Raw genomic sequence first — 12,652 nt, 5'->3', positions numbered from 1 at the left:
GCCGGCAGATTTACAGTCTGCTCCCTTTGGCCACTCGGGAACCCCTCCAGGGTGTTTTTTCCTAACTCATAATGGATAGGCTAAAGAGATGTTTTTCCCAACGCATCTCTCAAGTGCGGAGCGCATCATAGCAAACACGTTAAACCTGTAAAGGGTTTTTCTTATGGTTTTGTGTTAAATGCTGCCTTTTTGGGCAAAGATGGCGAAAAGTACGCATATTGCTCGTGAAGTGAACATCTGTATTAAGATTTACGTACTGATAGGTAACACCTTGAGGTAATTAGCTTTCTGTATCGTGTTTGGTTCGTGTCATTCGTCATGAAACGTCAATTGAATTTAACTTAGATTTACACTTCTTGACGTTACAGCATTCATCAGTTGATAGAATACGGTTAATTTCATTTATAGATAATAATACCAATCGTAGTAAATAATTGGTCACCCTAGCTGGTTAAAACGCTCGATAACTGCGTTAAGATTTTTGATTGTAGAATAACTACTTATCGAAAACCTCTGCCTTGTTCTCAAGTCTTTTCCCTGCGCTATTTCTGACCACTTACCTACTGTGATTGGTATAAACCTTACTTGCAGACCATTATTATGAAGCATAAAACTGTTTTAACCCTGCTTAGCTTGTCTATCATTATGGCGTCTCCAGCCGCACTAGCTAAACGTATGGGCCCTAGCACGGTCACTGTTGTTACCGAGCAAGTTGATATTCACAAAGTTAGCCAGTCTCTTTCTTTGGTCGGTAAGTTGGAAGCCGAGCAATCTGTAATGATCACTTCTGAAGTGGCTGGCAGAGTGAACTCTATTAACATCAAAGCCAATCAAGATGTCACCAAAGGGCAGATGTTGGTTCAACTCGATGACGACAAAGCAAAAGCAGCAGTTGCAGAAGCACAAGCATATTTAAAAGATGAAAAGCGTAAGCTTGCGGAATTTCAACGACTAGTGAAACGTAACGCGATCACTCAAACTGAAATTGACGCTCAGAAAACTAACGTAGAGATCGCTAATGCTCGCCTAGCTGCCGCTAACGCTAACCTGAAAGATCTACATATCAGTGCACCTTTCTCTGGTACGGTCGGTTTTATTGACTTTAGCCGCGGCAAAATGGTGACATCGGGTACAGAGCTCGTGACGTTAGATGACTTGTCTGTGATGCAGTTAGATCTTCAGATTCCAGAGCGCTACCTTTCTAAACTGTCTAAAGGTATGACAGTAACGGCTCGCACCAGTGCGTGGGGCGATACTCAGTTCACGGGTACTGTGGTGGGTATTGATTCTCGCATTAACGCCGAAACTTTGAACCTTCGAGTTCGAATCCACTTCGATAACAACAATGATTACCTAAAACCGGGCATGTTAGTGGCGGCTGATATGGACTTCCCACCAGTAGAAGCCCCAATAATTCCAGTTCAAGCGCTTGAGTATTCAGGCACTAAGCGTTTCGTTTATGTTATTGGCGAAGATAACAAAGCGACTCGTACCGAAGTATTCCTCGGGGCTCGTCTTGATAACGAAGTCGTGATCGAAAAAGGCATCGAGATTGGTCAGAAGATCGTAGTGCAAGGTATCGTGAACATGCGTGACGGTGTTTTGGTTCAAGAGCTTGCCGTCAATCGCCCTGCTAAACTTGATGGAAATACAGCAGCACAAGAAGGTGCTAACTAATGTTGTTATCTGATGTTTCTGTGAAGAGACCAGTAGCGGCTGTTGTATTGAGCCTGCTTTTGGTTGTGTTTGGTATTGTCTCTTTCAATAAGCTCGCAGTTCGTGAAATGCCCGATATTGAAAGCCCGGTGGTATCGATCAGTACTCGTTATGAAGGTGCATCTGCCACCATCATTGAAAGCCAAATTACCTCCAACCTTGAAGATCAGTTATCCGGCATCAGTGGTATCGATGAAATCGAATCTACGACACGAAACGGATCGTCACGAATCACCATCACCTTTGAACTTGGTTATGACCTCAATACCGGTGTCAGTGATGTGCGTGATGCGGTAGCGCGTGCTCAGCGTTCGTTGCCAGATGAAGCCGATGACCCGATTGTTTATAAGAACAATGGTAGTGGTGAAGCGTCGGTTTACATCAATTTAAGCTCAACTGAGATGGATCGAACGCAGTTAACCGATTACACCGAACGTGTGTTGATTGACCGCTTTAGTTTGATCTCTGGTGTGAGCTCGGTGGATATTTCTGGCGGTTTGTACAAAGTCATGTACGTGAAGCTGAAACCTGCGTTAATGGCGGGTCGTGGTGTTACCGCCTCTGATATTACACAAGCCCTACGTAACGAGAACATTGAAAGCCCGGGTGGCGAAGTGCGTAACGATGCGATTGTGATGTCGGTTCGTACTGCTCGTTCATATACTGAAGCCAAAGATTTCGAATACTTAGTGGTGAAACGTGCCTCTGATAACACACCTATCTACTTGAAAGATGTAGCTGATGTTTACATTGGCGCAGAAAACGAGAACTCGACCTTTAAGAGTGACGGCGTTGTTAACGTCAGTATGGGCATTGTGCCTCAGTCTGATGCCAACCCACTTGAGGTGGCTGACTTAGTCCATAAAGAAGTCGAAGCGATTCAAAAGTTCTTGCCTGACGGAACTCGCTTGGCGATTGATTATGACTCCACTGTCTTTATCGACCGTTCGATCTCAGAGGTTTACAGCACACTCTTTATTACGGGTGGTTTGGTTATCCTCGTGCTTTACGTCTTCATTGGCCAAGCGCGTGCAACGCTGATTCCAGCCGTGACCGTTCCTGTATCGCTAATCTCGTCGTTTATTGCGGCGTACTACTTTGGCTTCTCTATCAACCTCATCACCTTGATGGCACTTATCCTGTCTATCGGTTTGGTGGTCGATGATGCGATTGTGGTGGTTGAGAATATTTTCCACCACATTGAACGTGGTGAATCACCATTGCTTGCGGCTTATAAAGGGACACGTGAAGTAGGCTTTGCGGTAATCGCAACCACGCTAGTACTGGTCATGGTGTTCCTACCAATCTCGTTTATGGACGGTATGGTAGGTCTTCTGTTTACTGAGTTCTCGGTATTGTTGGCGATGTCGGTGATCTTCTCATCTGTCATAGCATTAACCTTGACGCCGGTTCTGGGCAGCAAGATTTTAAAAGCGAACGTGAAACCTAATCGCTTCAATCAATTTGTTGAACGTGTGTTTGGTAAGTTAGAAGCTGGATACAAATCGGTATTGCGCCGTGCTCTAAACTGGCGTTGGGCAGCTCCAATCATCATTATTGCTTGTATGGGCGGTAGTTATGGTTTGATGCAAAAAGTGCCGTCGCAACTGACGCCACAAGAAGACCGTGGTGTTATTTTTGCGTTTGTTCGTGGTGCCGACGCAACTAGTTACAACCGTATGTCTGCCAACATGGACATCGTTGAAGAACGCCTAATGCCGCTGCTTGGTCAAGGATTCTTGAAGTCATTCAGCATTCAATCGCCAGCGTTTGGTGGTAATGCGGGCGACCAAACGGGCTTCGTTATCATGATCCTGGAAGACTGGGACGAACGTGAAGAAACAGCACAACAAGCCTTGGGTGAGGTACGTAAGTCTTTAGCGGGTATTCCTGATGTGCGTGTGTTCCCGTTCATGCCAGGCTTCCGTGGTGGTTCGAGTGAGCCTGTGCAATTTGTACTGGGAGGCTCTGATTATTCTGAGCTTCAGAAATGGGGCGAACTGTTAAAGCAAGCCGCTGATAACTCTCCAATGATGGAAGGTGCGGACATTGATTACTCTGAGAAAACACCAGAGTTGTTGGTAACCGTAGATAAGCAACGTGCAGCCGAGCTAGGTGTGAGTGTTTCGGACATTTCGGACACGTTAGAAATCATGCTGGGCGGTAAGAGTGAAACGACGTTCGTTGAACGTGGTGAAGAGTACGACGTTTACCTGCGTGGTGACGAAAACAGCTTCAACAACGCCAACGATTTAAGCCAAATCTACATGCGAACTCAATCTGGTGAGCTAGTCACGCTTGATACGCTGACACATATTGAAGAAGTGGCATCATCGATTCGTTTGTCGCACTACAACAAGCAGAAATCAGTCACCATCAAAGCGAACCTAATGGAAGGCTACACGCTGGGCGATGCTTTGGATTTCCTTGATGAACAAGCGATTGAGCAGCTACCGGGTGATATTTCAGTAAGCTACTCAGGCGAGTCTAAAGATTTTAAAGAAAACCAATCGAGTATCTTAGTGGTGTTCGCGCTAGCGATGTTGGTCGCGTACTTGGTATTGGCTGCGCAATTTGAAAGCTTCATCAACCCTCTGGTGGTGATGTTCACCGTACCTATGGGTATCTTTGGTGGCTTCTTAGGCTTGGTGTTGATGAGTCAAGGGCTCAACGTTTACAGCCAGATCGGTATGATCATGTTGATCGGTATGGTAACGAAAAACGGCATCTTGATCGTCGAATTTGCTAACCAACTTCGAGATCGTGGTATTGAATTTGAAAAGGCGATTATTGATGCTTCAGCTCGACGTCTACGCCCAATTTTAATGACGGCGTTCACGACATTAGCTGGTGCAATCCCATTGATTACCTCAACGGGCGCTGGCTATGAAAGCCGAGTGGCAGTAGGTACGGTTATCTTCTTCGGTATGGGCTTCGCGACACTGGTAACTCTGTTCGTAATCCCTGCGATGTACCGACTGATTTCTGGCTCAACACGCTCTCCGGGTCACGTGGAGGCGGAGCTTAATAAAGAACTCAGCCATGATAACGTGGGAAGAACCTCTCACGGTTAATCGGTTTGAATAGCGATTCTTTTAAAGCCCGACAACTCTGTTTAGTTGTCGGGCTTTTTATTGAACACGTGAAAATGGTCTGAGGGAATAACTCAGCAGGCGCTATAAATCGCTAAGATATTTTAAAGTTTCGAGCAGTTCATCCATCGAACTGTGGCCTCTTAGGTTCACCATGTAGCGACCATTTATGATGAAGCTTGGAATGCTGACAATTGCAGTTTGCTCTGTTTTATCCGCAGCATCCTTTGCAAAAGTTGCCCATTGCTGCTGTTGGCTTTTTGTCATGTTCTCTTGTGTCACAAGATTATGTTTCTTAAAGAAAACATCAATATCGGCTTGCTGCAGCGGACTGTTCGTCTGCACTAGAGAAAACAGTTCATTAAGCAGTTCGTGAGATAGATTTGGCTGTTGAACCAATACTGTGTAATAAAGGCTTGCGGCTTGAAGTGTTGATTCGTTGAAAATCACGTGCGTACGATGCAATACAAGCTCACCTGACTGCTCTTTATCTTTCAGTAGTTCGGTCATCTGCCAACAAGGTGTGCAGGTTAATGAGAAGAACTTATCTATCTGATGGTCTGTAGAATAGGGCTTATCCAAAATAGAGTATTGCTCTCCTTCAGTAGGAGACGCATAAGCTATTGAATTAAAGATAATAGATGCGAATAAAAAAACTACGGCTTGCAATCGTTTCATGGGGATTCCGGTTTATCAGTTTAGTAATGAAAAACGCCCATCACATTAAATGTAATAGGCTTGGTGACGGTTTATCTGTGAATGTTTTGAAAAGCCTGCGTTTGCTCCTAGCGAAATGCGGGCTTTTTTTGTATAACAATATCTGCTCAATACATTAAAAAATGAAAACTATTAAGGGACACTAAAGTGGCTGAATTTAAATACAAAGATCTTTCTCAAGAAGAACAAGACAAGCTGGATGCAGCAACCTTTCGTCGCCTGTTAGCACACCTAGACAACAACAAAGATGTCCAAAACATCGACCTGATGATCTTGGCTGGCTTTTGCCGTAACTGTTTTAGTAAGTGGTACAAAGCAGAAGCTGAACAACAAGGCTTAGACTTGGATATCGATGACGCTCGTGAGCGCGTATATGGCATGACTTACGATGAGTGGAAACAAAACCATCAACCAAAAGCGACGCCTGAACAACTAGCGGCATTTGAAGCGAAGCAGAAGCCAGAGTAATTTGTTCTCGTTAGTGATTGATTAACAGAACAAACAAAAAAGAGCCCATCAAGGGCTCTTTTTAATTTTGGCGCCGGTGCTTACTCTGTGGTTAAGCCAACTCACCTGTTTGCGAGAAAGCTTCTAACTTCGCCGCGTACGGTTGTAGGTCACCAATGTTGTTGTTCACCCACTCGTCGTTGAAGTAAGTGTCTAGGTAACGCTCGCCGCTATCACAAAGCAAAGTCACGATAGAGCCTGTTTCACCACGCGCCTTCATTTCACTGGCTAGCTGAAGCACACCGTACATGTTGGTACCGGTTGATGCGCCGACCTTGCGACCAAGAATGTCAGACAACCAGTGTGTGGTTGCTATGCTTGCTGCGTCTGGGATTTTACGCATTTCGTCAACCACACCAGGAATGAAGCTTGGCTCTGCTCGTGGGCGACCAATGCCTTCAATTTTGCTGAATGTATTGCCTTTCACGTTCACATTGCCTGTTTGGAAGTATTCGTGGAATACCGAGTTCTCAGGGTCGACAACACAAAGCTGAGTTTCATGCTGTTGGTAGCGAATGAAGCGGCCGATAGTTGCAGAAGTACCGCCAGTACCTGGGCTCATTACTACCCACGCTGGAACTGGGTGATCTTCCATCTGCATTTGATTGAAAATGGAGTTCGCGATGTTGTTGTTACCACGCCAGTCGGTTGCGCGCTCAGCGTAGGTAAATTGGTCCATGTAGTGACCATTCAGTTCTTCTGCTAAACGACGAGACTCATCGTAAATTTCATCTGAGCGGTCAACAAGATGCGCTTGGCCGCCGTAGAATTCAATCTGCTCAATCTTCTTCTTCGCTGTGCATTTCGGCATTACCGCAATAAACGGCAGGCCAAGTAGGCGAGCGAAGTACGCTTCAGATACTGCAGTACTGCCTGATGAAGATTCAATGATCGTTGTTTCTGGGCCAACCCAACCGTTACAGATAGCGTATAAGAACAGAGAACGCGCTAAGCGGTGCTTTAAAGAGCCTGTAGGGTGTGTGCTTTCATCTTTAAGGTAAACATCAATGCCTTCGATACTTGGTAGATCGAGCTTGATAAGGTGCGTATCCGCTGAGCGTTGGTAGTCCGCTTCAATTTTACGAATCGCGTTGTTAATCCATTGATGGTCAGTGCACATAAGCGTTCTCCTGATCGAGTGTAGGAATTCTTTGTAATTGGTATGCTTCCAATTTAGCTAGAATTTGAGAGAAAAACTTTGCCATATTTGCTTTGTTTTGCTTAAATTGTAGAAAACTATTCTCTTTAAATTCGATTTGGTGAAAGTGTGATAGATGCCGTAGATAAAAAAATATTAAGGCTGTTACAAGAAGACAGCACATTGTCATTGAACGACATTTCAGAAGCGGTCAACCTCACCACAACACCTTGTTGGAAAAGGCTTAAACGCCTCGAAGAAAACGGCATTATTGAAAAAAAAGTGGCGTTATTGAATCCTGAAAAGCTCGAACTTGCTTTTACAGCGTTCGTATTGGTGAAAACCAGTGATCATTCTCATGAGTGGTATGGTCGTTTTGTAAACACCGTATCGGAATTTCCAGAAGTGATGGAGTTTTATCGCATGGCTGGCGAATATGATTATATGATGAAGGTTCAGGTGAAAGACATGAAGTGCTTTGATGATTTCTACAAGCGCTTGGTGAATAGCATTGATGGTATCTCTAATGTGACCTCGACGTTTGCGATGGAGCCATTGAAGTACACAACGGCATTGCCTCTATAAGCTGCACCTAGCTAAACGTTAACTATCGTTTCAGTTTAACTATCTTCTCAGTTTAGATCTCGTCTCTGCGATAAAGAAAAGGAATATTCATGTTTGCAAAAGTATCTACTGCTATCCAATTGGTGCTGGCCGTTGCCATTTTCTATTTGGGTTACACCATCTATTCGTTTACCAATAAAGTCGGTGAAATCGTTGATACTTATCCGCAGGTGATCGAAGATTTATCCGGTCTTACCAAAGGGCTAAAAGTAGAAGAGCTATTAGCGTTTGCTGAACATGTTAATGAGCTTGCTCCTCAGGTGTTAGATACCGTTGAAGACGTTAGAAAGACCGTCGAAAAAGTGAATCAAACCGTTTCATCGGTCGATAATAAAATCCCTGCGATATTAGATGAAGTTAAAAATGTCCGAACGGAAGTCGGGCAGGTAAGAACCGATGTCATCCCGCCAACATTGACTGAATTAAAACGATACCGTGTCGATGTGATGCCACCGATGCTCGCTGAAAGTAAATCTTACCGCGAACAAACTATCCCCACTGTTGTTGCCGAATCTGAAATGCTACGAGCGGAAGTACCGGGTATTTTGGTACAAGCGAATTTGCTGGCAGATAAAAGTAAAGAGTTAGCTCAGGGCGCCGCAGAGGGCGCAGTGAAAGGCGTGGTGTTATCGCCATTTAATCTACTGCGAGACGCTGGTGATGGAATTAAAACTCGAGTACAAGGTGAATTCGAACCCTTGCTAGAGGCTGAATAGAGATTACGGACTGTTACGTGACAGCTTGTCGTTAGCATCATTAAAAAGAGAGGCTAGGTATTAAACCTAGCCTCTCTTTTTTTCTCGTAAATATTTGGGGCTTGTAAAAAGCGTTTATTCGCTATTTATACCAATCACAATAAGTAAGTGTTCAGGAATAGCGCAGGAAAAAAGCTTGAGAACAAGGCAGAATTTTCTGATAAGTAGTTATTCTACAATCAAAAATTCTAACGAAGTTATCGAGGTTTTTAACAAGCTAGGATGATCAGTTATTTACTACGATTGGTATTACTTGCTCGCTATTTAGTAAAACGCATCACACCTTCTTGAACGGCTGTCGCTACTAGCTCACCTTTCTGATTAAAGATCTCGCCGCGCACTAGGCCACGAGTGTTCGCTGCCGTTGGGCTTTCAATTGCATAAAGCAGCCATTCATCCATCTTGAATGGGCGATGGAACCAGATAGAGTGGTCAATCGTCGCTACTTGGAAGTTCGGCGTCATGATAGAAACTTCGTGAGGGTGAAGCGCCGTCACCAAGAACCCCCAATCCGATGCGTAAGCAAGCAGGTATTGGTGAATCAATTGGTTGTCTGGCATCGCGCCATTTGCTCTCACCCAAAGGTATTGTTTTGGGTCGGCTTTCTTAGGGTTAAGCGGGTTCACTATTGTTACCGGGCGCATCTCAATCGGCTTTTCGCCACAGAAAGTCTTACGCAGTTTCTCAGGCAAAAATTCAGCAATGTGACTCGCTAACTCAGTTTCTGATGCAAAATTCTCTGGTCCGGGGATGTTAGGCATTTCGTTCTGGTGTTCAAAACCGGGTGCATCACCATGATAAGAAGCCGTGAGATAGAAAATAGGGCGGCCATTTTGAATCGCTTTCACGCGGCGTGTACTAAAGCTGCGTCCATCTCTTAGGTTCTCAACATCGTAAATAATGGGCTTTTCAGGGTCGCCGGGAAATAGAAAGTAACTGTGGAACGAGTGAACGCTGCGGTCGTCTTGAACCGTATAACGAGCAGCAGAAAGCGCTTGCCCTAATACTTGACCGCCGTATACCTGTGGCAGACCTAGGTTCTCACTTTGCCCGCGGAACAGGCCTTCCTCTAGTTTCTCTAGCTGAAGTAAATTGAGTAATTCATTTAAAGGTTGACTCATCGCCAGCATGCCTCTTGGTAAAATAGGTGTCAGATTATGGTGTTAATCATTCAGCTTAGTCAGATATCTGTCAATAAATCATAGGGTTTCGAGACAGAATATGAAAGCTCTCTTATAATTGGTGAGTAGATTTGCCGAGTCCGGCAAACATGTTGAGAGAAATTGAATATGAAAAAGGCTCTAATTCTTATTACGTCTTTAGTATCGTTTGGCCTACTTGTGGGTTGCCAAGCAACATCAGAAACCAGTGCTTCTCAGGAAGTGGTTGCAGAGAACACTCAAGTGATTTCAGGAACAGTAAGCTATCGTGAAAGAATTGCATTGCCAGAGAATGCAGTAGTGACTGTTACGCTAGAAGACATCTCACTGGCTGACGCACCATCGACCGTTATCGCGACTCAAGAGTTCACCACTGACGGTAAGCAAGTACCGTTCGCATTCGAGCTGAGCTACGACAACAACAAGATTAAAGCTAACCACCGTTACAACATGCGCGCAACGATTCACGTTGACGGCAAATTACGTTTCACTACTGACACCATTAAGTCAGTGATTACTGACGTAGAAAACACGCAACAAGCAGACCTACGTTTGGTTGGTGTCCGTTAATTCGAAATCGATGCCACTGTTAAGGCATCTTGATTAAGCTTAATTTAGTCAGTTGAATAGACGATTAGTGGCAGCTCTAGGGCTGCCATTTGTATATTCTGAGTTTAACTTTTCCCGCGTCACTCACTTCAATCCCTTCTTCTTGCAAATGCTTTTTCTGACGATCAAAGGAATCCCCTTTCAAAGAGATCTCACCTTTACTATTGATCACCCGATACCAAGGCAGTTTGCTTCCTTCTGGTAGGTTACCCAGCGCTTTACCCACATGGCGCGCATAACCCGGAAATCCTGAAAAACGTGCGATGTCTCCATAAGTTGTTACTTTCCCATATGGAATTTGGTGAATCACAGCAAAGATTTGGGGCAAAAATTGGTCCATACTAAATGTTCCTAGTTCATAAATACCAATCACAGTAAGTAAGTGTTCAAAAATAGCGCAGGAAAAAAGCTTGAGAACAAGACAGATTTTTCGATAAATAGTTATTCTACAATCAAAAAATCTAACGAGGTTATCGAGGCTTTTAACAAGCTAGGGTGACCAGTTAATTACTACGATTGGTATGGTACCACGGATCGGTAGAAGGAGAGGGCTATGGTATTTTCAACGTTTCAGTTCTTGATCACCACATTATTAGCGGTTGTTTGCGCGAGAGCAATCAGTTTAAGTGAGGGAGATATCCCAGTACTTGCAATGGTCATTCCTGCATTATGGATTCTACCGCAGGGCGGTATCGCAGGTTTAGCTTTGCTTGCTGCCATGACCACTTACGGTCTAACCCTTCCTTTGCAACCCATCACGCTCTCTGTCAGTGTATGGGTGTTATTCCCACTATTGATGGTGGTCTTTTCAAAACGCAGCAGTTTGTCGGTCGTGATTATTTCTGGCTTGATCGTCGCAACGCTACAAGTCGGGATCATGGTGACGCAATCCGCAGGAAAGCTTGATGGCGTTCCGTGGGTTACCACGCTGCAAACCTTGTCGATCATCGTGATTTGGTGGGCGGCAAATCATCTTAAACCAGCCAGTCGACACAGCTGGTGGTCATTAGGCTTAATACTTCCATTATGGATGGCCGATTTACCTTATGCCGCTTTGGTTGCTTTGTGTGTCACGGGTATCATGGCATCGATGGAAACACTGACGCGCTTGAAAACTTTCCGTTGGAATAAGCTGTTGTGTTGGACATTGCCAACAGTCGGTTTTGCGGCTTTGGTGATCACCCCAAGTATCGAAGTGCCTAGTCCCGTTTTTGTGGTGTGGTTATGTTTGTTGGGCACCGCTTGGATGACAGACTACATCCTTCGCACCGAAGATAATGAAGACATCGATATTTAGCTCTTCTGTAACCAAACCTTGCAACTGCAGGTAAATGGCGAATTTACCTGCGATTTGCGAATGGGTTGAATAAAGGATAAGCACTTAGAACGCAATTGTTCAAAAATAGGGTGGAAGGGCTTGCAATGGTTGCTGCGATGCTTAATAATCCAATCACTCTTTGAGGCAAGCCTCTTAGAAAAAGAATCTATGGAGGCTCTGGTCCTCCCGCAACACTAACTTGTGAACTCGGTCAGGCCTGGAAGGGAGCAGCCGCAGCAGGCGACGTGTGTGCCGGGATGTGGCTGGGGCTTCCACCCATTATGAAGCCTGCAATATATGTTCGCATAAATTGCAGGCTTCTTTTCTTATTTGCACCCTAAGTCTTCATGGTCTATTTTTTGTTGTAGGTTTACAACAAAAGTGCTTTTGCTATGTACGACCAAACTAAAAAATCATCAGCTGTTCACAACATTTGTAAATTCATGAGTTTGAAAAATGACTCAGTTGTTAGAACAATGTCCATGCTTGAGTATGATTTTTGTTTTCATGCTGAATACAATCCTCAAATAGTTAGATATGAATCTCAGCCACATGGGTTTGAGTACTACTTCAATGGGCGCTACTGCCGCTACACACCAGACTTTCAGCTTTTCGATAGCATAGATACGCCTTCTCTGATTGAAGTAAAGCATTCAAGTCAGATCCTTAAACCAGATTTTCGAGCAAGGTTTAAAGAAAAGCAGCTTGTCGCTCAAGCTGAGTATGGAAAAAAACTCATCTTAGTGACCGAGAAGCAGATTCGAACTGGTTTTCTACTTAGTAACCTTAAATTACTCCACGGCTATTCAGGGATTCGTACAATCACTGATATTCAAAAACATGTGCTTCAGTTTGTTCAAGCTAATAGAAGCGTGACCCTTCATCATCTTTCACACCAACTTAAAATCTCTCCAGATGAAACATTAACAGCCGCTTTGTGCTGGCTATCTTCAGGTGAAATACAAACAGATTTTAATCAGAAAAAATTTGATTTAGAAAATTCTGTTTGGTGCTAG

General features: G+C 44.3%; 12 protein-coding genes and 1 other RNA gene. 9 read left to right on the top strand and 4 right to left on the bottom strand.

Annotated features, from left to right (window positions below; genetic code table 11):
• Positions 1 to 600: 600 nt before the first annotated feature.
• Both ACED60_RS16175 and vexH read left to right on the top strand, forming a co-directional pair.
• Entirely contained in the window at positions 601 to 1,677 is a 1,077-nt protein-coding gene (locus ACED60_RS16175; protein WP_133151965.1) for an efflux RND transporter periplasmic adaptor subunit, read from the top strand.
• Positions 1,677 to 4,790 carry a vibriobactin export RND transporter permease subunit VexH gene (gene vexH / locus ACED60_RS16170; protein ID WP_371727998.1) on the top strand — a complete coding sequence of 1,038 codons (3,114 nt, stop codon included), beginning with the start codon at positions 1,677 to 1,679 and terminating at the stop codon, positions 4,788 to 4,790. Before ACED60_RS16175 ends, vexH begins: the two co-directional genes overlap by 1 nt.
• A gap of 102 nt (positions 4,791 to 4,892) precedes the next feature.
• Here the strand turns inward: vexH and ACED60_RS16165 are convergent, their stop codons facing one another.
• Entirely contained in the window at positions 4,893 to 5,486 is a 594-nt protein-coding gene (locus ACED60_RS16165) for a thioredoxin domain-containing protein (RefSeq protein ID WP_371727997.1), read from the bottom strand.
• Between the two features lie 186 nt (positions 5,487 to 5,672).
• Between ACED60_RS16165 and ACED60_RS16160 the strand changes: the two genes are divergently transcribed.
• Positions 5,673 to 5,993 (top strand): DUF1244 domain-containing protein, encoded by a 321-nt coding sequence (locus tag ACED60_RS16160; protein ID WP_004736423.1) that lies wholly within the window; start codon positions 5,673 to 5,675, stop codon positions 5,991 to 5,993.
• Between the two features lie 91 nt (positions 5,994 to 6,084).
• On the opposite strand, the gene ACED60_RS16155 is transcribed toward ACED60_RS16160, so the two are convergent.
• On the bottom strand, positions 6,085 to 7,152 hold the full coding sequence (locus ACED60_RS16155) for a PLP-dependent cysteine synthase family protein (protein ID WP_371727996.1): 1,068 nt from the start codon (positions 7,150 to 7,152) through the stop codon (positions 6,085 to 6,087).
• A 147-nt stretch (positions 7,153 to 7,299) separates the two neighbouring features.
• Here ACED60_RS16155 and ACED60_RS16150 point away from each other — a divergent pair, with 147 nt between their 5' ends.
• A complete protein-coding gene (locus tag ACED60_RS16150) occupies positions 7,300 to 7,755 on the top strand; it encodes an Lrp/AsnC family transcriptional regulator (protein WP_009847256.1) in 456 nt (151 codons plus the stop codon).
• 89 nt (positions 7,756 to 7,844) lie between these two features.
• Entirely contained in the window at positions 7,845 to 8,510 is a 666-nt protein-coding gene (locus ACED60_RS16145; protein WP_135384714.1) for a hypothetical protein, read from the top strand.
• Between the two features lie 299 nt (positions 8,511 to 8,809).
• Here the strand turns inward: ACED60_RS16145 and tesB are convergent, their stop codons facing one another.
• Complete coding sequence (gene tesB / locus ACED60_RS16140; protein ID WP_012604483.1) at positions 8,810 to 9,670, bottom strand: acyl-CoA thioesterase II; 861 nt, start codon at positions 9,668 to 9,670, stop codon at positions 8,810 to 8,812.
• Between the two features lie 168 nt (positions 9,671 to 9,838).
• On the opposite strand from tesB, the gene ACED60_RS16135 reads away from it, so the two are divergent.
• The gene (locus ACED60_RS16135; RefSeq protein WP_009847253.1) at positions 9,839 to 10,279 is read left to right on the top strand and encodes a YbaY family lipoprotein; all 441 of its coding nucleotides are present in this window, start codon (positions 9,839 to 9,841) and stop codon (positions 10,277 to 10,279) included.
• A 76-nt stretch (positions 10,280 to 10,355) separates the two neighbouring features.
• Here ACED60_RS16135 and ACED60_RS16130 read toward each other — a convergent pair whose 3' ends face one another.
• Positions 10,356 to 10,658: an MGMT family protein gene (locus ACED60_RS16130; RefSeq protein ID WP_009847252.1), complete on the bottom strand. Its 303-nt coding sequence runs from the start codon at positions 10,656 to 10,658 to the stop codon at positions 10,356 to 10,358.
• A gap of 213 nt (positions 10,659 to 10,871) precedes the next feature.
• Here ACED60_RS16130 and ACED60_RS16125 point away from each other — a divergent pair, with 213 nt between their 5' ends.
• The 3 genes from ACED60_RS16125 (at position 10,872) to ACED60_RS16115 (ending at position 12,652) form a co-directional block, all read left to right on the top strand.
• Positions 10,872 to 11,615: a hypothetical protein gene (locus ACED60_RS16125; protein WP_009847251.1), complete on the top strand. Its 744-nt coding sequence runs from the start codon at positions 10,872 to 10,874 to the stop codon at positions 11,613 to 11,615.
• 196 nt (positions 11,616 to 11,811) lie between these two features.
• An RNA gene (gene ffs, locus ACED60_RS16120) (signal recognition particle sRNA small type) lies at positions 11,812 to 11,908 on the top strand.
• 120 nt (positions 11,909 to 12,028) lie between these two features.
• Positions 12,029 to 12,652 (top strand): TnsA endonuclease N-terminal domain-containing protein, encoded by a 624-nt coding sequence (locus ACED60_RS16115; RefSeq protein WP_008220689.1) that lies wholly within the window; start codon positions 12,029 to 12,031, stop codon positions 12,650 to 12,652.

This window comes from Vibrio sp. 1F279, from assembly GCF_041439815.1.
Classification (GTDB): Bacteria; Pseudomonadota; Gammaproteobacteria; order Enterobacterales; family Vibrionaceae; genus Vibrio; species Vibrio tasmaniensis_A.
This window is presented reverse-complemented; position numbering and strand designations above follow the sequence as displayed.